21 protein-coding genes are annotated in these 22,718 nt (G+C 45.7%); 19 read left to right on the top strand and 2 right to left on the bottom strand.

The features are described 5' to 3' along the window. The 17 genes from sufC (at position 1) to MHN09_RS04175 (ending at position 16,775) form a co-directional block, all read left to right on the top strand. Positions 1–762: a Fe-S cluster assembly ATPase SufC gene (sufC, locus tag MHN09_RS04095; RefSeq protein ID WP_014979831.1), complete on the top strand. Its 762-nt coding sequence runs from the start codon at positions 1–3 to the stop codon at positions 760–762. Beyond that, the gene (sufD, locus tag MHN09_RS04100) at positions 759–2,015 is read left to right on the top strand and encodes a Fe-S cluster assembly protein SufD (RefSeq protein WP_239239269.1); all 1,257 of its coding nucleotides are present in this window, start codon (positions 759–761) and stop codon (positions 2,013–2,015) included. The genes sufC and sufD overlap by 4 nt, the downstream gene beginning before the upstream one ends. Beyond that, positions 2,012–3,229, top strand: a complete 1,218-nt coding sequence (locus tag MHN09_RS04105) for a cysteine desulfurase (protein WP_014950173.1) — start codon at positions 2,012–2,014, stop codon at positions 3,227–3,229. Before sufD ends, MHN09_RS04105 begins: the two co-directional genes overlap by 4 nt. Before the next feature lie 9 nt (positions 3,230–3,238). After that, positions 3,239–3,595, top strand: a complete 357-nt coding sequence (locus MHN09_RS04110; RefSeq protein WP_014979828.1) for an iron-sulfur cluster assembly accessory protein — start codon at positions 3,239–3,241, stop codon at positions 3,593–3,595. A gap of 50 nt (positions 3,596–3,645) precedes the next feature. Further along, positions 3,646–4,179 (top strand): putative Fe-S cluster assembly protein SufT, encoded by a 534-nt coding sequence (sufT, locus tag MHN09_RS04115; RefSeq protein WP_061095515.1) that lies wholly within the window; start codon positions 3,646–3,648, stop codon positions 4,177–4,179. 59 nt (positions 4,180–4,238) lie between these two features. Further along, positions 4,239–4,649, top strand: a complete 411-nt coding sequence (locus tag MHN09_RS04120; RefSeq protein ID WP_239239271.1) for a SufE family protein — start codon at positions 4,239–4,241, stop codon at positions 4,647–4,649. A 272-nt stretch (positions 4,650–4,921) separates the two neighbouring features. Next, positions 4,922–5,353: a nucleoside-diphosphate kinase gene (ndk, locus tag MHN09_RS04125; RefSeq protein ID WP_012519000.1), complete on the top strand. Its 432-nt coding sequence runs from the start codon at positions 4,922–4,924 to the stop codon at positions 5,351–5,353. 509 nt (positions 5,354–5,862) lie between these two features. Then, positions 5,863–6,981 (top strand): bifunctional tRNA (adenosine(37)-C2)-methyltransferase TrmG/ribosomal RNA large subunit methyltransferase RlmN, encoded by a 1,119-nt coding sequence (locus tag MHN09_RS04130; RefSeq protein WP_239239273.1) that lies wholly within the window; start codon positions 5,863–5,865, stop codon positions 6,979–6,981. Between the two features lie 24 nt (positions 6,982–7,005). After that, the gene (gene pilW / locus MHN09_RS04135; protein WP_039228362.1) at positions 7,006–8,196 is read left to right on the top strand and encodes a type IV pilus biogenesis/stability protein PilW; all 1,191 of its coding nucleotides are present in this window, start codon (positions 7,006–7,008) and stop codon (positions 8,194–8,196) included. Between the two features lie 6 nt (positions 8,197–8,202). After that, positions 8,203–9,240, top strand: coding sequence for a RodZ domain-containing protein (locus MHN09_RS04140; protein WP_239239275.1), 1,038 nt, complete (start codon positions 8,203–8,205; stop codon positions 9,238–9,240). Between the two features lie 8 nt (positions 9,241–9,248). Further along, positions 9,249–10,367 (top strand): flavodoxin-dependent (E)-4-hydroxy-3-methylbut-2-enyl-diphosphate synthase, encoded by a 1,119-nt coding sequence (gene ispG / locus MHN09_RS04145; protein ID WP_014950167.1) that lies wholly within the window; start codon positions 9,249–9,251, stop codon positions 10,365–10,367. An 82-nt stretch (positions 10,368–10,449) separates the two neighbouring features. Then, on the top strand, positions 10,450–11,733 hold the full coding sequence (gene hisS / locus MHN09_RS04150) for a histidine--tRNA ligase (RefSeq protein ID WP_239239277.1): 1,284 nt from the start codon (positions 10,450–10,452) through the stop codon (positions 11,731–11,733). 12 nt (positions 11,734–11,745) lie between these two features. Then, positions 11,746–12,366 carry a tetratricopeptide repeat protein gene (locus MHN09_RS04155; RefSeq protein WP_014950165.1) on the top strand — a complete coding sequence of 207 codons (621 nt, stop codon included), beginning with the start codon at positions 11,746–11,748 and terminating at the stop codon, positions 12,364–12,366. Positions 12,367–12,410: 44 nt separating this feature from the next. Then, entirely contained in the window at positions 12,411–13,670 is a 1,260-nt protein-coding gene (bamB, locus tag MHN09_RS04160) for an outer membrane protein assembly factor BamB (RefSeq protein WP_014950164.1), read from the top strand. 290 nt (positions 13,671–13,960) lie between these two features. After that, on the top strand, positions 13,961–15,406 hold the full coding sequence (gene der / locus MHN09_RS04165) for a ribosome biogenesis GTPase Der (protein WP_014979823.1): 1,446 nt from the start codon (positions 13,961–13,963) through the stop codon (positions 15,404–15,406). A 418-nt stretch (positions 15,407–15,824) separates the two neighbouring features. Further along, positions 15,825–16,550, top strand: a complete 726-nt coding sequence (locus tag MHN09_RS04170; protein ID WP_014950162.1) for a choice-of-anchor E domain-containing protein — start codon at positions 15,825–15,827, stop codon at positions 16,548–16,550. Between the two features lie 60 nt (positions 16,551–16,610). Then, the gene (locus MHN09_RS04175) at positions 16,611–16,775 is read left to right on the top strand and encodes a hypothetical protein (protein WP_014950161.1); all 165 of its coding nucleotides are present in this window, start codon (positions 16,611–16,613) and stop codon (positions 16,773–16,775) included. A gap of 74 nt (positions 16,776–16,849) precedes the next feature. Here the strand turns inward: MHN09_RS04175 and MHN09_RS04180 are convergent, their stop codons facing one another. Together MHN09_RS04180 and xseA are read right to left on the bottom strand one after the other, a co-directional pair. Next, positions 16,850–18,007, bottom strand: a complete 1,158-nt coding sequence (locus MHN09_RS04180) for a hypothetical protein (protein ID WP_014950160.1) — start codon at positions 18,005–18,007, stop codon at positions 16,850–16,852. A 15-nt stretch (positions 18,008–18,022) separates the two neighbouring features. Beyond that, entirely contained in the window at positions 18,023–19,375 is a 1,353-nt protein-coding gene (gene xseA / locus MHN09_RS04185; protein WP_039218116.1) for an exodeoxyribonuclease VII large subunit, read from the bottom strand. A gap of 100 nt (positions 19,376–19,475) precedes the next feature. Here xseA and guaB point away from each other — a divergent pair, with 100 nt between their 5' ends. Continuing rightward, complete coding sequence (guaB, locus tag MHN09_RS04190) at positions 19,476–20,945, top strand: IMP dehydrogenase (RefSeq protein ID WP_239239279.1); 1,470 nt, start codon at positions 19,476–19,478, stop codon at positions 20,943–20,945. Between the two features lie 70 nt (positions 20,946–21,015). Continuing rightward, positions 21,016–22,593: a glutamine-hydrolyzing GMP synthase gene (guaA, locus tag MHN09_RS04195; RefSeq protein WP_239239281.1), complete on the top strand. Its 1,578-nt coding sequence runs from the start codon at positions 21,016–21,018 to the stop codon at positions 22,591–22,593. Positions 22,594–22,718: the final 125 nt, after the last annotated feature.

Here is a 22,718-nt window from a genome sequence, read left to right on the forward strand (position 1 = left end):
ATGCTTAGTATCAAGAATTTACATGCCAGCGTGGAAGAGAAAAACATCATTAAAGGTCTTAACCTTGAAGTTAAACCTGGTGAAGTACACGCTATCATGGGCCCCAACGGTGCCGGCAAAAGTACACTAGGCTACGTCCTATCTGGTCGTGACGGCTACGAAGTAAGCGAAGGCGAAGCCACGCTTAACGGTAAAGACCTATTAGAGCTTGAAGTAGAAGAGCGTGCCCGTGAAGGCCTTTTCCTTGCGTTCCAATACCCAGTTGAAATTCCTGGCGTAAGCAATATGGAATTCATGAAAGAGTCAGTTAACGCTATGCGCGAACAGCGCGGCGAAGCGCCATTAACAGCTGCTGAGTTTTTAAAGAAAGCAAAAGAAGCGTGCAAGCAGGTACAGCTTCCATTAGATTTCTTGAAGCGCGGTGTGAACGAAGGGTTCTCTGGTGGTGAGAAGAAGCGTAACGAAATCATGCAAATGATTTTGCTAGAGCCAAAGCTTTGTATTCTAGATGAATCAGACTCTGGCCTTGACGTTGACGCACTTCAGGTTGTTGCCGATGGCGTTAACAGCCAGCGCGATGGCGAACGAAGCTTCATCGTTGTTACCCACTATCAGCGTCTTCTAGACTACATCAAACCTGACTTTGTACACATTCTTGCCGACGGCAAAATTGTGAAAAGCGGTGACGCGTCACTTGCGCTAGAAGTAGAGAAGAGTGGATATGCATTCCTAGGTAAAGCGTACGAGGAGGCTGAAGCATGAGTCAATGGCTAGAACAGGTCATTGATGCGGCGCAAATCTCCGATTACCTAGCGCCCGTGCGTCAGCAGGCCTTAGAAAAGTTAAAAGCCGATGGTTGGCCAGCCCGTAGAAACGAAAGCTGGCGTTTTACGCCGTTAACACCCGTTGAAAAGCGTGAAGCTAAGCAAGCGGTTCAGGCAGACAGTTTACCGGTACCCGCTATCGATAACATAAATGCTATCGACCTTGTATTTGTAGACGGTGTCTTGATCACGCAGGTTAACACGCTAAATGTGCCAGCGGGCATGACCATTACATCACTAAACAGCGATGACACTGCTACCCAGCAAGCTATTAGCAGCGTATACGGTCAGGTTAAGCCTACACGTCATATGTTTGGCCTAGTCAACGACGCGCTGTGCCAACACGGTATATTTATTAATGTTGAAGCAGGTGCGAAAATCGACACGCCAGTGCGCATAGTGAATATGGCTTCGCAAAATGTCGATGCACATACGCGTGTGGTGGTAAAACTAGCTGAAGGCGCAAGCGCCACCGTTATTGAGCAAGGTTTTGGCGATACGGAAAGTTTAACCACAGCGTTTGCTGAATATGACCTTGCTGATGATGCACACCTAGAGCACTATCGTTTTGCTATGTTTACTGGCAAAGCTAAGCAATTAGGCGGCAGCCACTTCAAACTTCATAACCGCACCACGCTTAACAGCACCATGGTGGGCTATGGAAGTGAGCTTTCGCGTTTAGATGTAGATATTCATCACGCCGGCGAATTTGCCGATGCGAAAATGAACGCCATTTATCTTCTGGCGGAAGGCGAGTTATTTGACCTTCACTCCACCATTGAGCACGCAATGCCTAATGGCACAACAGAAGAAAACGCGCGTGGGATTGTAGGAGATAAAGCACGCGCCGTGTTCAATGGTCGCATTCATATTCATCGTGATGCGCAAAAAACATTGGCTGAACTTAACAACCGCAACTTGTTGCTATCTCGCCGCGGCGTTATCAATACCAAGCCTGAGCTTGAAATTTATGCTGATGACGTGAAATGTGCTCACGGTGCAACGGTGGCTGAAATTGAAGAAGAAGCCTTGTATTACATGCTTACCCGCGGCGTTTCTCGCAGTAAAGCACTGGTAATGCTCAACTTTGGCTTCATTCAAGAGCTTATAAATGACGTGCCTAATGCGGCAGTCCGTGAATGGCTAGCACCAATTTTAAGTGAGCGCTTCGCCCAAATGGAGGTGAAATGAGCTTAGACGTTGCAGCACTTCGTGCCCAGTTTCCTATTTTATCTAAAACGGTAGACGGCAAGCCGCTGGTCTACCTAGATAACGCGGCAACAACACAAAAACCTCAGGCCGTTATCGACGCCTTAGTAGATTTTTACACGGGGACGAATGCAAACGTGCACCGCGGTGCGCACCATTTATCGGATGAAGCCACGCGCCGTTACGAAAATGCACGTTCCAGCGTTGCAAAGTTCATTAACGCGAAAGCGCGTGAAGAAGTTATTTGGACATCCGGCACCACAGAAGCCATCAATATAGTCGCCAATGGTCTTGGACAGCTACTAAGCGAAGGTGACGAAGTGATGGTGACCGAGCTTGAGCACCACGCAAACTTGGTGACTTGGCAACAAGCGTGTCGCCGTTCTGGTGCAACGCTAAATGTTGTACCTATTTTCGACAGCGGAGAGTTAGACGTAGACGCTTTCGATAGACTGCTGTCTGAAAACACAAAGCTAGTGGCGTTTCCTCACGTATCGAATGCACTAGGTACGGTGAACCCAATTAAACTGCTGACTGAAAAAGCGAAAGCGGTAGGCGCATGGGTGCTGGTTGATGGCGCACAAGGCATTGCTCACGGCGGTGTTGACGTACAAGACATTGGCTGTGATTTTTACGCATTTTCAGGACACAAGCTATTCGGTCCAACAGGCATTGGCTGTCTGTGGGGCAAAAAAGAGGTGCTAGAAACCTGGCCTGTTTGGCAGGTAGGTGGCGAGATGATTAAAGACGTAACCTACCATGAAGCCACATGGGGGGCGTTGCCAAATCGCTTAGAAGCCGGCACGCCAAACATCGCAGGTGCCATTGGTATGGGCGCTGCAGTAGATTGGTTTAGTGCCCTTGATGTCAATGCTTTGCATGAACATGAACAAAAGCTGCTTGCCTATGCTACCGAGCAGGCCGAAGCGTTTGACGGTATGCGGATAATCGGTACAGCACCTAACAAGGTAGGCGTGCTGAGCTTTCTACTGGAAGGTGCGCACCCGGCGGACGTAGGCTTTATTCTAGACAGGCAAGGCGTTGCAATTCGTACCGGTGATAATTGTGCACAGCCGCTAATGAAGCGCTTTGGTATTCCGGGTACTGCCCGTGCGTCGTTCTCAATTTACAATACGCTTGAAGAAGTAGACAGCCTATTTGCTGCGCTTAAAAAAGCAAAAATGATGTTGGCCTAAGGAGGCATTATGAGTGTTGAAACTTTCGTACCTAGTACAAAGCTCATTTCGCTAACTGACAGTGCCGTTAAGCATTTCGAAAGTAAGCTTAAAGACAAGCCTGGTCAGTTAATTCGTTTATCGACAAAAGTAAGCGGCTGTACAGGTTACGCCTATGTGCTTGATTTCGCAGATAGTGCGCAAGCCGATGACGAAATTGTTGAAATTTCGCCAGTACTTAACGTAGCCGTGGCTGCAGATGCCACCGACCTACTGCGTAATACTGAAATTGATTACGTTACAGAAGGTGTTAACGGCGTCATTAAATACAACAACCCGAACGTGGTTGATGAGTGCGGATGCGGTGAAAGCTTTAACGTTGGCTAAGTGCCACTTCAAAGGCCATCAGTGGTAGAACAAAGAGTACTAAGTAGTTTATGAAGCAAAAAATGGTGACCACCGAGCGCGACTGTAAAGCGCGCTTGGTTCCAGCGGGCAATCCTACCGTGATCCCTGAAGGCGAGTTTGTGAATATCACCCAAGAGCTCGGTGGTAACTATACGGTAACGTGGCGTGGCAACATGTACCGCATCGATGGTACAGATGCAGGTGCTATTGGCCGAAAAGCGATGACTCTGAGCTTTGACGCGCCAGAAGACGGAAACATAAGCGAACAGCAAGTGTGGGACGCGTTAGAAACTATCTTTGACCCTGAGATCCCTATCAATCTCGTATCCCTTGGTCTTATCTACAAAGTGGAAATTGATCAAGATACTTGCAGCGTCAATATTGATATGACCCTGACCGCACCAGGCTGCGGCATGGGCCCAGTATTGGTTGGCGACGTTGAATACCGCGTTGCCATGGTTCCCCATGTTAAAAACGTCAACGTAGAGCTTGTATTCGACCCTGCATGGTCCCGTGATATGATGAGTGAAGAAGCACAGCTTGAAGCAGGCCTGTTCTTTTAATCATCCACACAGTGAAATTTAATCAAACAATTTTTCAATCAAATTAAGCGGAAATAGCAATGCAACTACCTAGCAGTGACGAAATTATTGATGATTTAGCGTTCTTCGACGATTGGGAACAGCGTTATCAGTACATCATTGATTTAGGGAAATCTATTCCGGGCTTGCCTGAAGATGCTAAAACACCCGAGCGTTTGGTCAAAGGGTGTCAGAGCAGCGTTTGGCTCGTGGAGTGTTACGACGGCAATAAAATCAACTTTGACGTAGACAGCGATGCAGTTATCGTTCAAGGGCTGCTTGCGTTAGTACTTGCCGCTTATAATGACAAAACGCCAACAGATATTTTAGCGTTTGATATCGACGGCTATTTTGAAGCACTAGACCTAGAGCGTCATATAACGCCAACCCGCGGTAATGGCTTACGCGCCATTGTGGGTAAAATTCAAGAATTAGCAAAAGCCAACGCTTAATTTTTTTAAGCGTTGGTTTCTTTAAGCCGTTTTAGGGTTTCATAGTAAAGGCAGTGGGGCAGGTGAGTCCTCGATAATTAGTTCTGTGCAAAATAATCTGTACGCTGTCATCATATTGTCATCGCTAATAGGCTATCCTTTCCCTACATTTTCTTATAAAAACAGTGCTTTATATCTGATTTGATAAAGGCTCTGGTCAAGCTGCTATTTATTGCCTATAATTCGCGGCCAAAATTTTAAAGATACACACACTATTTGTTTGGAGAGAGAACATGGCTCTTGAGCGTACTTTTTCGATTATCAAGCCTGATGCGGTAGCTAAAAACGTAATCGGTGCAATTTACAACCGTTTCGAATCTGCAGGTCTTCGCATCGTGGCATCTAAGATGATCCACATGAGCAAAGAGCAAGCAGAAGGCTTCTATGCAGAACACAAAGAGCGTCCTTTCTTCGGCGCACTTGTAGACTTCATGACGTCTGGTCCTGTTATGGTTCAAGTACTAGAAGGCGAAAATGCAGTTCTAGCTAACCGTGAAATCATGGGCGCAACTAACCCAGCTGATGCAGCTGCAGGTACACTACGTTCAGACTACGCTGCGTCAATCGACGAAAACGCAGTTCACGGTTCTGACGCACCTGAGTCAGCAGCACGTGAAATTGCTTACTTCTTCTCTGAAGAAGAAATCTGCCCACGTACTCGCTAAGATTACGTAGGTAGATAAACGGGGCTATAAGCCCCGTTTTTTGTTTCTGAGCGTCTGAGCACGCTTTATGCTGCTTTGCTCGGCGCTCATTTAGGCGAGCTAAACCACGCTTCTCGCGCATTGCCTAAAGCGCGCTCAGATACTCAGAAGAAAGATATACGCTTTATGCTGCTTTGCTCGGCGCTCATTTAGGCAAGCTAAACCACGCTTCTCGCGCATTGCCTCAAGCGCGCTCAGTCACTCAGAAGAAAGATACACGCTTTATGCTGCTTTGCTCGGCGCTCATTTAGGCGAGCTAAACCACGCTTCTCGCGCATCGCCAAACTTAACGTTTCTCTGCGTTAAATCGGCTTTTTCTCAAATCTCATCTGTGGTAAAATCCGCGCAAATTTTAATCAGCGCTTTTCTTTTTCTTAAATGTCGCTCAAGACATAGTCGAATCGCTGGTTTTTACACCGTATTCAGTAGTAAGAGGGGCATCCCTCGAAGGTAAAAGGGTCATCTTATTCATGGCAAAAACTAACTTATTAAACTTAAATCGCGAAGGCTTGCGCAATTTCTTCAAAGAAATGGGCGAGAAACCGTTTCGTGCCGATCAGGTGATGAAATGGATTTACCAGCACGGTATCAGCGATTTCGAGGAAATGAGTAACCTCAATAAAAACCTTCGCGCGATGCTCATTGGAAATTGCGAAATTAAAGCGCCTGAAATTGCATACTTTCAAGAAGCGAGCGACGGAACTATTAAGTTTGCACTTACCCTTGAAGGTGGTCAGGAAGTTGAATCTGTTTGGATCCCAGAAACTGACCGTGCAACGCTTTGCGTGTCATCACAGGTAGGTTGCGCGCTAGAGTGTACTTTCTGTTCAACCGCGCAGCAGGGGTTTAACCGTAACCTAAGTGTAAGTGAAATTATTGGTCAGGTATGGCGTGTAGCTACTTTCCTTGGTCTTTCAAAAGACTCAAGCAAACGCCCTATCACTAACGTAGTAATGATGGGTATGGGTGAGCCACTGCTTAACCTTAAAAACGTTGTACCAGCAATGGATATTATGCTGGACGATTTCGGTTTCGGCCTGTCTAAACGCCGCGTTACGCTAAGTACATCGGGCGTGGTTCCAGCGCTAGATATGTTGGGTGACCAAATAGACGTAGCGTTAGCTATTTCATTACATGCACCCACCGATGAGTTGCGCAACGAAATCGTGCCTATCAATAAGAAGTACAATATCGAAGCCTTCTTAGCAGGCGTACGTCGTTATCTGGCCAAATCTAAAGCGAACCAAGGCCGTGTAACGGTAGAATACGTTATGCTTTCAAACATCAATGACAGCACTGAACAAGCGCACCAGTTGGCAAAGGTATTGAAAGACACACCTAGTAAAATAAACTTAATACCATTTAACCCTTACCCAGGTTCGCCTTATACATGTTCAAGCAATTCGCGTATCGATAGATTCGCAAAAGTGCTTATGGAATATGGGTTTACAACCGTTGTGCGTAAAACGCGAGGTGATGATATCGACGCAGCATGCGGTCAATTAGTGGGTGATGTGGTAGACAGAACGAAAAGAATGTTAAAAAAACAGGTGAAGGGCGAAGCAATTTCGGTAAAAATGGCCCAATAATCATTAAGATATTAGGGTAAGACTATGGTTGCGGGATTGCGAACGTCACTTAAAATTGGCTTTTTAAGCGCGATTATTTTCACTTCTGGCTGTGTCAGTAATAGCCAGTCAGGGTTGTATGGCGGTAACTTCGATCACGAAGAAGCCGCCAAAACACGCATGTCCCTTGGTCTTACCTACCTTCAAAATAACAACTACACGCAGGCAAAAAAGAACCTCGACAAAGCGCTTGAGTTTAATCCACGCTCTGCAGACGTTCAGTTCGCGATGGCATATTACTATCAACTGGTGGGCGATAACCTTCGAGCGGAAGAGTACTATGAAACTGCTATCGACCTAGCGCCTAACAATGGCGATATTGCCAACAGTTATGGCGCGTTTAAATGCCAAAACGGCGAATACGAAAAAGCCAAAGCGTATTTCTTTGATGCGATAAATAACAGGCTTTACGCTAACGCAGCGCAAACCTACGAAAACTTGGCTTTGTGCGCGCAAAGTCAAGGTAAGCTAGATGAAGCGATCGGCTATTTTCAAGACGCATTAAAACATCAGCCTGCTAGGGGCAAAAGCCTGTTCTTGCTCAGTGAACTTTACACGGTTTCAGAACAGTGGGAACTTGCTGAATCTACGTTACGAAAATACGAACGTGTTGCCAAAGTTACGCCTGATTCATTGTGGTTAGCTTATGAAATAGCCAAAGGGAAAGGGGATCTAGAGACTGCAAAGGGGTATGGCGAAATGATGATGTCATTGTTCCCTGAAAGTGAGCTTACTAAACGTTACTTAGTGCAACGTGAAAGTATGCAAAACAAAGTGGTTAAAACCGTCAAATCTACACAGCCAAATGATTCTGAAACACAAATAAGCGAAAACCAAACAAATACCGACGGGCTTACACAAACATCATCAAACGATAAAGAAAATGAAAAGAGCGTCGCCCAAGACAACGACGCTCAGCGTCAATCTCAGAGCAATAACACCGACAACGCTCCTACAGCCACAGCTAACACACCGGAAAAAGCACAAAATACTGAATTATCTGTGCAAAGTGATAAATTCCATGTAGTAAAAGAAGGTGAAAACTTATATCGTATTTCTTTATTGCACAATATCAAAATGGCAACACTGCAAGAGTGGAATAACCTTGAAAATACTGGCGCTATTATTGCTGGTCAGACGCTTTGGTTAGTACCACCGAGTATGCAGGAGGAATAAGGTTTAATGGTGTCGGAAGAAAAAGCGAATCAAGAAGTCACTTCGCAACAACAAGAAAACACGCCAAGTCCAGGGGCAATGCTAAAAGCGCGCCGTGAAACGCTAGGTTTGTCTCAACAAGATATTGCTGATAAATTATTTTTGAAAGCTAAACAAATCAATGATTTAGAAAATGATGTCATTGATGAAAAGTCTTCGGTGACTTTTACAAAAGGATACGTGAGAAATTATGCCAAGCAATTAGGCATGAATTCTCAAGAAGTTATTGAGGCATTCGAACGCTTCCACAATCAAACATCTGTACCATCTTCTGAGAAATTACAGAGCTTTTCAAAGCGTGTCGCAAAACAGACACACGATGACAGGTGGATGATGGTAACTTATGTTATTTTACTTCTTATTATTGCCGCCGTTGTCGTGTGGTGGTATCAACAGCCTAGTGACGACACGGTAGCTGAACTGCCACTTAGTGAGGCTGTTAAGCGAGAAGCCGCTAATACGCCTGTCCCATCGGCGGGCACAGATACCGACAATGTAACTACTGACGCCTCGTCGTCGCAGGGTGATACGGCTGGAAACAATCAGCTAGACACGGGCGTGAGCGATAGTACAAGCTCAGAAACCAGCGGTGCATTCAGCGACCAAGATAGCGGTTTTAACCAAGACGGTAGCTTGAATGATGGTGCAATCTCAGCACCCGATACAGAGGTAAATGATAGCAATAACCTAACCGCTCTGGTTGATTCTGCGAATAGAAACGAACCCCAACCCAACCTTAATGTGAATAGTCAGTCTGATGCAGCGCCAATTGCTATGGTTTTCACTTTCGACGATGACTGTTGGGTTAATATAAAAGACGCGTCTGGAGAAGCTATTGCCTATGGGGTAAAGCTAAAAGGACGAGTTATGGAAATTCAAGGCGTTCCTCCTGTTGAAGTTACGCTCGGTGCACCGGATAATGTGCGCATATCAGTTAACGGCGAGTCTGTTGATATTTCTTCATACCAAAACGGTAAAACAGCTCGCTTCGCACTTCCTTTATAGGTAATTAGATGTTTGCAGAAAGCCCTATTAAGCGCAGAAAGTCTACGCGTATTAATGTAGGTAACGTCCCCATTGGTGATGGCGCTCCCATTGCTGTTCAATCTATGACGAATACGCGGACCACTGATGTGGCAGCGACCGTCGATCAAATAAACCGTATTGTTGCAGTGGGTGGGGAGATCGTTCGAGTATCTGTGCCCACGATGGAAGCGGCTGAAGCATTTAAAGAAATTAAAAAGCAGGTGAGTGTGCCACTCGTTGCAGACATTCATTTTGACTACCGTATCGCACTTAAGGTTGCTGAATACGGCGTGGATTGTCTGCGCATTAACCCAGGTAACATAGGTAATATGGAGCGTGTGCGCTCTGTGGTCGATTGTGCAAAAGACAAAAATATTCCTATTCGCATTGGTGTGAACGGTGGCTCGTTAGAAAAAGACTTACAAGAGAAGTACGGTGAGCCAACGCCAGAAGCGCTGGTTGAATCCGCAATGCGTCATGTGGATATTCTCGACAAACTTAACTTTGATCAATTCAAAGTCAGCGTTAAAGCGTCAGATGTTTTCTTAGCTGTTGGCGCCTATCGTTTATTGGCACAAAAAATAGACCAGCCGCTTCACTTAGGTATTACCGAAGCCGGTGGTCAGCGCGCCGGCGCCGTGAAGAGTGCAGTTGGCTTAGGTATGCTATTGGCTGAAGGTATTGGTGATACGTTGCGCGTATCGTTAGCCGCTGATCCGGTGGAAGAAATCAAGGTAGGCTTTGATATTCTGAAGTCACTGCGTATTCGCTCGCGCGGTATAAACTTTATTGCTTGCCCGAGTTGTTCACGACAAGAATTCGATGTAATCGGCACAGTGAATGCTCTTGAGCAGCGATTGGAAGATATTCTTACGCCAATGGATGTCTCTATCATCGGTTGCGTGGTTAACGGCCCAGGCGAAGCAGAAGTATCTGATTTGGGCCTCACTGGCGCACGTAACATGAGCGGCCTATATGAAGACGGTAAGCGCGTTAAAGAACGTCTTCCTAACGACGATCTAGTGGATAAGCTTGAAGCTAAGATTCGCGCCAAAGCATCGCGTATGAGTGAACAAAATAAAATTCAGGTCTCGGTTAAAGACTGAGACATTTTTTGTTCATTGTTGTTTATTCCCAAAGCCCCTATAATGCGGGGCTTTTCACTATTTAGCAGTATGAGAATTTCACGTGGCTAAGACTATTCAGGCAATTCGAGGCATGAATGACTGCCTACCGGAGATTTCCGGTACATGGCAGAAGGTAGAATCTGTACTTCGTCAGGTTGTGGCGAGTTATGGTTACCAGGAAATACGTACTCCCATCGTTGAAAGCACCGACTTGTTCAAGCGCTCTATCGGTGAAGTTACCGATATCGTTGAAAAAGAAATGTATACCTTCGAAGATAGAAATGGCGACAGCTTAACGCTACGTCCAGAAGGTACGGCAAGTTGCGTGCGCGCAGGAAACGAGCACGGCTTATTGTACAACCAGCAGCAACGCCTGTGGTACATGGGGCCAATGTTCCGTCATGAACGTCCACAAAAAGGGCGTTATCGCCAGTTCCATCAGTTCGGTGTAGAGACCTACGGTATGGACGGCCCTGACATCGACTTAGAAGTGATTCTTCTTAGTGCACGCTTTTGGAAAGCTTTTGGTATTGAGCAGCACGTAAAACTTCAAATCAATACCTTAGGTTCAAACGAAGCTCGTGCTGCATATCGCGATACGCTGGTTGAATTCTTAAAACAGCGTGCAGACCAGCTCGACGAAGATTCCCTGCGTCGACTTGAAACGAATCCACTTCGCGTACTCGATTCAAAGAATCCTGATGTTCAAGCTGCTATTGTCGATGCGCCAGCGCTAATCGATCATCTTGATGAAGAATCTAAAGTACATTTTGAAACCTTGTGTTCGCGCTTAACGCAAGCAGGTATTGAGTTTGAAATAAATCCTCGACTAGTGCGCGGATTAGATTACTACAACCGTACCGTGTTTGAGTGGGTGACAGACAGCCTGGGAGCCCAAGGTACAGTGTGTGCTGGAGGCCGTTACGATGGCTTGGTAGAGCAGCTGGGTGGCAAAGCAACGCCTGCAGTTGGTTTTGCTATGGGCATTGAACGTTTGGTACTGTTGCTAACCACGTTAACCGAAGAAGGTCAGGACTCGAGCTTCGCAGATGTTTACGTAACGGCGATGGGCGAAGAGGCACAGTCATACGCTATTGAGGTAGCAGAACATCTTCGAAATACGCTTCCTAATACACGCATAATGATGCACTGTGGCGGCGGCAACTTTAAAAAACAACTAAAGCGTGCAGATAAAACAGGTGCACGTTTAGCGCTGCTTTTAGGTAATGACGAAATGCAGTCTCGTGAAGTAGGTGTTAAACCACTACGCGATGGTCAAGAACAAGTTACAGTCAGCTTCGATACCTTATCTGATAAGGTTGCAGATATGCTGAGCGCAAAATAAAAAGAGGACATCATGGAACAGTTCGCAACAGAAGAACAACAAGTAGAAGCGATTAAACGTTTTTGGAAAGAGCACGGTACAGCGATTATCGTGGGTGCAGCACTTGGTCTAGGTGGACTTTGGGGCTGGAGAGCGTATTCAGAAGCGCAAATTGAAACTAAAGAAGCAGCATCGGTTGCTTATCAAAATGCCGTAGAGACTTTTGGTACCGAAGGCAGTGACGCAAAAGTTAAAGCTTTTATCGAAGAGAACAAAGACAGTGGTTATGCAAGCATCGCTAGTCTTCTTGCTGCTAAGCAAGCGGTAGATGCCGGTGATTTAGACGCTGCAGCTTCTCACCTAAATAGCGTAGTAACCTTTGCCGAAAATGACGAATTGAAAGTACTTGCCTCACTTCGTTTGTCGCGTGTGCAAATTGAAATGAACCAGCTGGACGCGGCGTTGTCTACGCTTAGCAATGTAACAAACGACGCATTTGCAGCAGAAGTTTCTGAATTAAAAGGCGATGTGTATCAAAAACAAGGCAAGTTTGATGATGCTCGCTTAGCTTATTCAAATGCGTTAGAAAAAAATGCCAACAATCCGCTTTTACAAATGAAGTTAGATAACCTATCGGTATCTGCTGCGCAATAAGCGAAAGCCTTAGGGCTGGTATAAATAATAAAGAGGTACGCAATTTGTTTCACAACACGTGTGGCCGTAAAGGTCGATTTGCTCGCACGATAGGTATGGCACTCGCGGTGTCTATCACAATGTCTGGCTGCTCAACTATTTCAGACTGGTTTGCAGATGATGAAGAATTAGAGATTCGTCGTTTAAAGCCTATTGAGGCTAAATTCACACCTAAACTAGTGTGGGATCGCGATATTGGTGATGGCGTTAATCATTACTTCTCTCGTCTTCGCCCTGTTTATGCCTATGACAAGCTTTATGCTGCCGATCGCCATGGCGCCGTTGTCGCGATGGACCCTGAGTCGGGTAAAGTGTTGTGGGAGAAAGATTTCGCACAGTTTCGCTCTGAGGGCATGCTAAGCTCAGTCACTAATTTGTGGCGTAGCGGTGAGACTGCACGTATTGGTGGTATCGCCGTAGCAGACAGACACGTATTCATTGGTACAGAAAACGGCTATGTAGCTGCAATGGATGCAGAAACCGGAGAGTTGGTTTGGGATGCGTCTGTTCCCGGTGAGATTTTAGCGGCTCCGGCAGCTGATGAAGGTATCTTAGTGGTTAACACGGGTGCTGGTAGCTTATTTGGTTTCAATACCCGCACTGGTGAACAGTTGTGGAGACACGAAGGTGATACTCCTCCGCTAACATTACGTGGTATTTCTGGCCCAATCGCATCTAACGGTGGTGCTATCATCGGCACACCTACAGGTAAGATTCAGGTTAATCTTATCGAAACAGGTGTACTTGCGTGGGAAACGGTAATTGCAACGCCTTCTGGTGCAACAGAGTTAGAGCGTATTGTTGATATCGACACAACGCCTGTTTTATTTGGCGGCACGGTTTACACGGTTTCTTACAACGGAACATTAGCTGCTGTAGAGTTACGTTCAGGTCGTGTAATTTGGAAACGTGAATATGCATCGTTTCGCAATTTGAATATCGACGGCAATAAAATTTTTGTTGTAGACAACAACTCTAACGTTTATGCCCTTGATAGACGAAACGGCGTAGAGCTTTGGTCTCAAGGTTCACTTAAGCATCGCTCATTAACGGCTGCTACTCCAGTAGGCGACCATGTGGTTGTTGGTGATAACTGGGGCTTTCTACACTGGATTGAACAAGAAACAGGTGAAGTTGTTGCACGCTTAGATGTTGGCGGCGATGACGAAGATGATTCAATCTATGCTGCGCCGTTGAAGGTTGATGATAAGATTATAGCGGTAACACGTAATGGCGTAATAGCGTCGGTGCAAGTTCCAAAGTAACAGGAACGTTTCGCTAATATTTAAACAGAAAGGGTGCTTAAAGCGCCTTTTTTTATACCCCGCGGTTTTTTCGGGCCTAAACTTGGCCATTATCAATGGGTAGACGGTTTCTCTTCGTGTTATTGAACGCCATTGGTATTAGGTAGTGAACAAGGTATAATGCGCCCATTCTCAAAAGCCTCATAGTAATTCACCTCTCGTTAGAGAATACAGTTCCCGAACGTTAGTTGTAATAGATGGTGTATGCGGCTTGTGCTTTTTTAGCTTTCATGACCCCTAGGATCTGATAAATGTTACCCGTTGTTGCTTTGGTTGGCCGCCCTAATGTTGGTAAGTCAACCTTGTTTAATCGCCTTACAAATACCCGTGATGCACTAGTTGCTGACTACCCGGGGCTAACTCGCGACCGTAAATACGGCCAAGCGAAATTTGAAAAGCGCCAGTTCATAGTAGTGGATACCGGCGGTATTACGGGCGATGAAGAGGGCATTGATGCTGAAATGGCACAACAGTCTTTGTTAGCTATAGAAGAGGCTGATGTCGTATTGTTTTTGGTTGACGCCAGAGCAGGTATGCTGCCAGCCGACCAAGGTATTGCTGATCATCTTCGACGCATAAACAAAAAAGTGTTTGTTGTGGCGAACAAGGTTGATGGAATTGACGGCGATAGCGAAAGTGCGGAATTTTACTCCTTAGGCTTAGGTGATATTAAGCAAATTGCTGCGGCGCACGGTCGCGGTGTTAGCCAATTGCTGCAGGACGCCTTAAAGCCACTTGAATCTGATTTCCCGGACATGGAAATTGTCGATGAGGAGCCTGAAGAAGAAGAGGATGCTGAAACGCAGCGTCAACGCCTTCAAGAGTTACCTATCAAACTTGCTATCGTAGGTAAGCCCAACGTGGGTAAGTCGACACTGACAAACCGCATTTTAGGTGAAGAGCGCGTGGTGGTATTTGACATGCCAGGCACCACCCGTGACAGCGTGTACATTCCAATGGAAAGGGATGAGCGTGAATATATCCTAATCGATACCGCGGGCGTGAGAAAGCGCAAGAAAATTAGTGAAGCCGTAGAGAAGTTCTCTATTGTTAAAACTCTTCAGGCAATTGAAGAAGCTAACGTAGTGCTATTGGTTATTGATGCCAGAGAAGGTATTACCGACCAAGATCTTAGCCTATTAGGCTTTGTGCTTAATTCAGGTCGTTCATTAGTAGTTGCCGTGAACAAATGGGACGGATTAAGTACTGACGTGAAAGACGACATAAAGCGCGAGATGGACCGTCGTTTAGGCTTTATCGACTTCGCTCGAATTCATTTTATTTCTGCGCTTCATGGTTCGGGTGTTGGTAATTTATTTGAGTCTGTACAAGAAGCGTATATGAGCGCGACCAAGCGTATTAATACCGCGCTGCTTACACAAATTATGGAAATGGCTCAGGATGACCATCAACCTCCGCTGGTGCGTGGTCGCCGAGTTAAAATGAAGTATGCTCACGCAGGTGGTTACAACCCACCGGTTATTGTTATTCACGGTAATCAAGTGGATGACTTACCAAGCTCTTATAAGCGTTTCTTGATGAACTATTTCAGAAAAGCGCTAGAAATTATGGGTACGCCTATCAAGATAGAATTCAGAGAAGGCAACAACCCGTTTGAAGGTAAAAAGGCTAATTTGACCTTGGCGCAGCAGCGCAAGCGCCGTCGTATGATGTCTTATTACAAAGATAAAAAGTAGCCTTGTTAAGTACATCGCTGCGCTTATTAGCGTAGTGATGTACAAGTCCGCTATTAAAAAAGTATTAATGTCTCTTTCTTACCACGCTAGTTTTTGCCGCGTTAACATACCCAAGTATCTATAGCGTTATCAGTGTACTGCATGCATTGCATCAGCCTACCTAAGTTTCAACCCTCCTTTGCTGATTTTACTAAAGCATCAGCCGTGCCAAACTATATTCTGTCGGTCATAATTACAACTAAAGTGTAATATTTTCTATCAGTGAATAATTTTTAGCTTTCATAATATAACCTTAAATTTTGTTAACCCATGCTACATGCGGTATTGCACATAAATTAATCTATGGTTTCTTTCTTGCAGTCACAGGGAGCCCCTTCGACCGTCGGGGTAATTCTAACTATATGAGCAGGATGAATTTATGAATAAGCGAATTATTGCCGCTGCCATCATCGCAGCGACTACAATGCCAATAAAAGCAGCAATTATTACGCAAGAAGTATCCTTTGGTGAACAAGGAAGTCCTTTCGACGTGGCAGAAGTATCGCCGCTATCGGAAAGTGTGTTTATTGACGCATTTGATCAAACACTGGGTACATTGAACGCTGTAAATATAACGGTCTATGGACAGATAGACAGCGAAGGAAGATCCGTTAATGGAAGCTCTGAAGCAGGTCGCACTGACGTAGATATCTTTCTAGCGTCGAACTGGCAAGTATCCAGTAGCGTAGCTGACACATTTGTATTTGAACAAGCAAATTTCGTTAATCCGCTTGTCTCTGCACAAAGCTCACCAGAGGGGACATTCACAATGATTCCAGGTGAAGATTCTGCCGAATTTGAGTTTGATGTGACAACAGGCGAACGGTCGGGGATGCTAGCAAACGTAGACTTGTCGGCCTTTCTAGCCGGAACTCCAATCGAATTTTTGTTCTCAACGGATGCGAGAACGAACGTATTTAATCAAGTAGACGGGGGAACGGGTAGCTTTACAAATGAATTCTCAACGGGTTCTTGGGGTAAAGTATTCGTAGAGTTCGATTACGCCCCGACAGCCACTAGTGTTTCTGAGCCAGCGGCATTTAGCTTATTTGGCGCAGGGCTTTTGTTCTTATTATCAAACAGAAGAAAAGTAATCAAAAAATGAGTGTAACGTCTATCGATTATTACAATTTCGACCGTTTATAATCCAGACAAAGGAAGAATGATGTCAGTGGAAAAATTACACTCAGCGAAGCAGCCGCTTCAAAAAGACCAGGTTTACAATTGGTTTGATAGGTATAAACCGAGAGAACAGGCGAAAGTTCACATTTTAAGCAGTGACGTGAAACGTAAGTCAATTAATCCTGTAATGCGATTTATTGAAAAATAAAAACAGCAACGGTTCGCTCTTACCCATTGGCCAAAGTTTAGCAACTAGTGATACAACTAATCTTTTCTATGGTATCAATTGGCGCTTTCTAAAAGCAGAGAGCGAACCTTTTTCATCATTTCAGACTCTTGCGGAACTTCTACGTTAACAATCAATTGATTGACAATATTGTCTGAAAAGTCAGGAGGAAAAGTCGTAGACACTTTTACGATTTTATCTTGTAGCTTAAAGACATAGGTTGTCGCGTAAATTGTTGGTGATGTTTCAGATGTCGCGCTCAGCCCCAATCTCCATCCTCTTAATGCGCTGTTAACCTCGTAGCGTGAGGCTGGACTGATTTGAGACAACGTTAACTGCTGTAAATCGGCTGTAGCACTAGCTCTTTGCAGATCACTTTCTAGTTGCTTAGGAAGTAGCTCGTTTTCATCTGAAGAAAGCTGATCTAAAAAGGGATATACGGTGACGTCAACGAGCGCATCTTCAAACTCAGGGTGTATATAGCGAGTAATTGCACCGTTAAACGGGTCTGGATATAACTGAGTATCTAATTTAGTGAAGTCGCCAATGGCGTTTGGTACCTGTAATCCACCCTTATAGTCGCTAGCTTCTAGCGCATCGAACAAAAACTGGCTGGTAAATAATCCAGAATGTTTGGCATGTTGAATCCAGCGGGTAATCAACGATTGTGCTTCTTCTTCGGCTAAAGCGGTTTCCGTTTTCACATCTGTGTTTTCTAGAGCACTCGCATCAAATGAAGATGAGTCAATTTCTATCCCTCGCCATTGTAAAGTGAATTCTGCAAATTGTTTTGCGTGCTGTCGATGCATGCCAGGCGCTGCGCCAACATTAGCAATCAATAGTTCGTAGTCGTTTCCTTCGCCATAAGGGAACAAATGACTGAACTCTCCTGATTCGCTTAGGAGTTTAATAAAGCTGTCGGGCGAAATAGCATCTTCAAAACACAAATTAGTGGATTGAGAAGCATTAGCTTCGCTTAATGCTCGCTGGGCTCCACAAGCCCTGAGTAACGTCTCGCTCGGGTAGGTAGAAAAAACAGAGACAGGTTGATTGACCATAGAAGCAAAGGTGAAGTCAGGCACTAGTAACAGAACAAAAACGCACAAAGGTGTCAAAATTTTTGGTACAGCGAACCGCTGTGACTTTAGGCTCCAAAATGCACAGGCCCGCTGGTAAATACTGGAAAAGGAAAACGCGTTTACATGAACGGGCATAATACTTAAGGCTACCTATTGCCGTTGAATGTGTGTCACTGTACTGGTTATTTCTCCGTCAGTCACCCGAGATTTTATCTCATCACCTACATTTACTTTATTCACGCTATTAATGGCTGCTTTGTCGGACAAAGTAATGCTGTAACCACGGGCGAGCGTTGAAAGAGGACTTACGGATTGTAAGAGGCTAACTTTACCACCAAGTTCATTTTTTTTGCTTCTAATGAGTGTATTCATGCTTGATAAGAGCTTGGTGCTAGCGTAATTCAGTTTGTCTTTTGCACGCGCCACGTTTGCTGATGGCGATTGTTTGTTTAGCCTGTAATCAAGACCTTGTAATCGCTTCTCTGCTTTTGCCAAGTCGTTTTGCATCTTATGCGCTAAACGAAGTTGTAGTCTGTCTAACGTTTGCCACTGCGATTGGATGCGGCTTTGTGGATGCAACGCATTTAGCCGTTGTTTCTTTAAAACAAGCTGTTGTTTACTCGTTTGAAGGTACTGATGTATTGCCCTTGCTAAGCGCTGTTTTTGCTGACTTAGCGTTTGGTAAAGAGCGGCAGAATCCTGACTTAAGATTTCGGCAGCAGCAGATGGGGTAGGGGCGCGAACATCGGCGACGAAGTCACTAATGGTGAAGTCTACCTCATGGCCTACGGCGCTAACTATGGGAAGGGCACTTGCAGCGACTTCTCTTGCCAAGCTTTCATCATTAAAACACCACAAGTCTTCTAATGAACCTCCGCCTCGCGTAAGTAACAGCACATCCACTTCTGCGCGGCGGTTAGCCGTTCTCAACGCATTAATTAACTGTAAAGGTGCGGTTTCACCCTGAACCATCGACGGATAAACAATGATTTCGGTTTGTGGGCTGCGTCGTTTTAATACACTTAATACATCGTGAAGCGCTGCACCGCTTGATGAAGTTATTACGCCGATGCGATTAATACGTTCAGGTAGCGCTCGCTTGTTAGCAGTATCGAACAAGCCTTCATTGTTGAGTTTGAACTTTAGGGCTTCGAACGCTTGCTTAAGCGCACCTTCGCCATCGCTTTCCATGTGTTCGACAACCAGTTGATAGTCGCCGCGTGCTTCGTAAAGGCCAACCGACGCTCGCACTAAAATTTTGTCGCCTTCTTTAGGGCGAATGCGAACATTGCGGTTTGATCCCTTGAACATGGCTGCGCGAACTTGGGCTTTGTTGTCTTTGAGCGTGAAGTACCAATGCCCTGATGCGGCTGCCACAAAGTTGGATATTTCGGCAGATAGCCAAATAAGGCCAATTTCGCCTTCCAGTACGGTTCTGGCTAAGCGATTTAGCTTGGTAACTGTTAAAATTTGTCGAGACGTAGATGGCGAATTTGTAAACATAAAAAAAATCACTGGGTTTAATACATTTAGAGTTTACCTGAAAACTAAAAAACACTACAATTGCGCCGCAATTAACCCTCAACTGAATAGGTGTTGTTGCATGCTACGTATCATCCAAGAAGCCCTGACGTTCGACGATGTGTTGCTGGTTCCCGGCCACTCGACCGTCCTCCCTCACACAGCCAACTTACAAACACGCCTTACGCGTGGCGTAACGTTAAATATTCCAATGGTGTCTGCTGCCATGGACACGGTTTCTGAAGCCCGTCTAGCTATTGCGCTAGCCCAAGAGGGTGGTATTGGTTTCATTCATAAAAACATGAAGCCCGAAGAGCAAGCCAAACACGTACGTGAAGTTAAGAAATACGAAAGTGGTGTGGTATCTGATCCGGTAACGGTTGAAGAGAATGCGACCATTGGTGAAGTTATTGCGCTTTCTAAGCGTCTTGGTTACTCTGGCTTCCCGGTGACTGACAAAGATAATAACCTAATTGGTATTGTGACAGGCCGCGATCTTCGCTTTGAAAAGCGTTTGAATTTGCCTATTAGAAACGTAATGACCGGTAAGGATGATCTGGTTACCGTTAAAGAAGGCGCAAGCTCTGATGTGGTGTTAGATCTTATGCACGAACACCGCATTGAGAAAATTCTTGTCGTCGACGACGCGTTTAAGCTTACAGGCCTGATCACTGTTAAAGACTTCCAGAAAGCAGAAAACAAGCCTAACGCATGTAAAGACTCGCTTGGTCGCCTCCGTGTTGGTGCTGCGGTAAGCGTTGGCGCAGGTACTGACGAACGTATTGCACTACTTGTAGATGCAGGCGTTGACGTTCTACTTATCGATACCTCTCACGGTCACTCGCAAGGTGTTATTGACCGCGTGAAAAAGGTACGTGCAGACTATCCAGATGTACAAATTATTGCAGGTAACGTTGCGACGGGCGATGGCGCGAAAGCACTTGCCGATGCCGGCGTAGATGCTGTTAAAGTGGGTATTGGCCCTGGTTCAATTTGTACTACCCGTATCGTAACCGGTTGCGGTGTGCCTCAAATTACTGCGGTATCAGATGCAGTAGAAGCGCTTAAAGATACTGACATTCCAGTAATCGCTGACGGCGGTATTCGTTTTTCGGGTGACATTGCTAAGGCGTTGGCTGCTGGCGCAAGCTGCGTAATGGTTGGCAGCATGCTAGCAGGTACTGAAGAAGCGCCAGGGGAAGTAGAACTTTTCCAAGGCCGTTATTACAAGTCATATCGCGGTATGGGTTCACTAGGCGCTATGGATCAAAGCCATGGTTCGTCAGACCGTTACTTCCAAGATTCTGATAACGCAGAAAAACTTGTACCAGAAGGTATTGAAGGCCGCGTAGCGTACAAAGGTCCAATTGCTAATATTATCCATCAGCAAATGGGCGGCTTGCGCTCAGCCATGGGCTTAACGGGCTGCGCAACGATTGAAGAGCTCAATACCAAGGCACAATTTGTGCGCGTAACTTCAGCCGGAATGGGCGAGAGCCACGTTCACGATGTAAGCATTACCAAAGAAGCGCCAAACTACCGTTTAGGTTAAGGCGACCGACGACTGCGAGGCTGGTACTACACCAGCCTTTGTTCTTTTATTTAACGGGTAAAAATAAAACATGACCACAAATATCCACGACCAACGCATACTTATTTTGGATTTTGGCTCGCAATACACGCAGTTGATAGCACGTCGTGTTCGCGAAATAGGCGTTTACTGTGAGCTTTGGGCTTGGGATGTGACCGAAGAGCAAATCCGCGAATTTAATCCTCAAGGGATTATTCTGTCAGGTGGCCCAGAGTCAGTAACCGAAGAAGGCTCGCCGCGCGCGCCCGTGTACGTATTTGAAGCCGGCGTGCCAGTGCTAGGCGTGTGCTATGGCATGCAAACCATGGCACAACAGCTAGGTGGTGGCGTACTGGGTTCAGACAAGCGTGAATTTGGTTATGCGCAAGTAGAAGTGATTAAGCCAAGCCCGCTGCTGGATAAAATTGAAGATGCCATAGGCGATAACGGCGCGGCGCTGCTTGATGTATGGATGAGCCACGGCGATAAAGTGGCAGCTATTCCCGAAGGTTTTGAAACCATCGCGCAAACCGCTTCATGCCCACATGCTGCAATGTATAACGCAGAGAAGCAATTCTATGGCGTGCAGTTCCACCCTGAAGTGACTCACACTCGCCAAGGCATGCGTCTATTAACTCACTTTGTGATGGACATCTGTAAGTGTGAAAAGCTCTGGACAGCTGGCGCAATTATTGACGATGCCATTGAGCGCATAAAAGAGAAGGTGGGCAATGAAGAAGTTATTCTTGGCCTTTCAGGTGGCGTAGATTCTTCAGTAACAGCCATGCTGCTTCACCGCGCGATAGGTGACAAACTTACTTGTGTGTTTGTAGACAATGGCCTGCTTCGCTTAAATGAAGCTGATCAGGTAATGGAAATGTTTGGTGACCATTTCGGCCTTAACATTATCCGTGTAGACGCTGAAGAGCGTTTCCTTGATCGCCTAAAAGGCATTGAAGATCCTGAGCTTAAACGTAAAGCTATTGGTAATGAGTTCGTTCGTGTATTTGACGAGGAAGCGGGTAAGCGTGAAAACGCGAAGTGGTTAGCGCAAGGTACTATTTACCCAGACGTTATTGAATCAGCGGGTTCTGCAACGGGTAAAGCGCACGTAATTAAATCGCACCACAATGTGGGTGGTCTTCCAGAAGATATGGAGCTAGGTCTTGTTGAGCCACTGCGTGAACTCTTTAAAGACGAAGTACGCAAAATCGGCCTTGAGCTAGGTTTACCGTACGACATGCTTTACCGTCACCCGTTCCCTGGTCCGGGTCTAGGTGTTCGTGTACTTGGTGAAATTAAGAAAGAATATTGCGACTTACTACGTCGTGCAGACGCTATCTTCATTGAAGAGCTATATGCAGCTGACCTATACCAAAAAGTAAGCCAAGCGTTTACCGTATTTCTTCCAGTGCGCTCAGTTGGCGTAATGGGTGATGCGCGTAAATATGACTGGGTAGTAAGCCTTCGTGCAGTAGAAACCGTCGATTTCATGACAGCTCACTGGGCACACTTGCCATACGACTTCCTAGGTAAAGTGTCTAATCGCATTATCAATGAAATCGACGGCATTAGCCGTGTAGTTTACGATATTTCTGGTAAGCCGCCTGCTACGATTGAGTGGGAGTAATACTTAGATGACAAAAAAACCGGCAAATTGCCTAATGCCAGTCAGTTAAGCTGACTGGCATTTTTCTTTGTGGGGTATTTAGTCGGTCTTTTCCTCACTACTCTGGGGTAATACCTGTCAGGTCG

It is taken from the genome of Alteromonas sp. MmMcT2-5, from assembly GCF_022348315.1.
In the GTDB taxonomy this organism is placed as follows: domain Bacteria; phylum Pseudomonadota; class Gammaproteobacteria; order Enterobacterales; family Alteromonadaceae; genus Alteromonas; species Alteromonas macleodii.

Bases quoted from the DNA above. Each gene is read 5' to 3' on its own strand.
- sufC (WP_014979831.1), top strand. From the start codon at position 1: ATGCTTAGTATCAAGAATTTACATGCCAGCGTGGAAGAGAAAAACATC.
- sufD (WP_239239269.1), top strand. From the start codon at position 759: ATGAGTCAATGGCTAGAACAGGTCATTGATGCGGCGCAAATCTCCGAT.
- MHN09_RS04105 (WP_014950173.1), top strand. From the start codon at position 2,012: ATGAGCTTAGACGTTGCAGCACTTCGTGCCCAGTTTCCTATTTTATCT.
- MHN09_RS04110 (WP_014979828.1), top strand. From the start codon at position 3,239: ATGAGTGTTGAAACTTTCGTACCTAGTACAAAGCTCATTTCGCTAACT.
- sufT (WP_061095515.1), top strand. From the start codon at position 3,646: ATGAAGCAAAAAATGGTGACCACCGAGCGCGACTGTAAAGCGCGCTTG.
- MHN09_RS04120 (WP_239239271.1), top strand. From the start codon at position 4,239: ATGCAACTACCTAGCAGTGACGAAATTATTGATGATTTAGCGTTCTTC.
- ndk (WP_012519000.1), top strand. From the start codon at position 4,922: ATGGCTCTTGAGCGTACTTTTTCGATTATCAAGCCTGATGCGGTAGCT.
- MHN09_RS04130 (WP_239239273.1), top strand. From the start codon at position 5,863: ATGGCAAAAACTAACTTATTAAACTTAAATCGCGAAGGCTTGCGCAAT.
- pilW (WP_039228362.1), top strand. From the start codon at position 7,006: ATGGTTGCGGGATTGCGAACGTCACTTAAAATTGGCTTTTTAAGCGCG.
- MHN09_RS04140 (WP_239239275.1), top strand. From the start codon at position 8,203: ATGGTGTCGGAAGAAAAAGCGAATCAAGAAGTCACTTCGCAACAACAA.
- ispG (WP_014950167.1), top strand. From the start codon at position 9,249: ATGTTTGCAGAAAGCCCTATTAAGCGCAGAAAGTCTACGCGTATTAAT.
- MHN09_RS04155 (WP_014950165.1), top strand. From the start codon at position 11,746: ATGGAACAGTTCGCAACAGAAGAACAACAAGTAGAAGCGATTAAACGT.
- der (WP_014979823.1), top strand. From the start codon at position 13,961: ATGTTACCCGTTGTTGCTTTGGTTGGCCGCCCTAATGTTGGTAAGTCA.
- MHN09_RS04170 (WP_014950162.1), top strand. From the start codon at position 15,825: ATGAATAAGCGAATTATTGCCGCTGCCATCATCGCAGCGACTACAATG.
- MHN09_RS04175 (WP_014950161.1), top strand. From the start codon at position 16,611: ATGTCAGTGGAAAAATTACACTCAGCGAAGCAGCCGCTTCAAAAAGAC.
- MHN09_RS04180 (WP_014950160.1), bottom strand. From the start codon at position 18,007: ATGCCCGTTCATGTAAACGCGTTTTCCTTTTCCAGTATTTACCAGCGG.
- xseA (WP_039218116.1), bottom strand. From the start codon at position 19,375: ATGTTTACAAATTCGCCATCTACGTCTCGACAAATTTTAACAGTTACC.
- guaB (WP_239239279.1), top strand. From the start codon at position 19,476: ATGCTACGTATCATCCAAGAAGCCCTGACGTTCGACGATGTGTTGCTG.
- guaA (WP_239239281.1), top strand. From the start codon at position 21,016: ATGACCACAAATATCCACGACCAACGCATACTTATTTTGGATTTTGGC.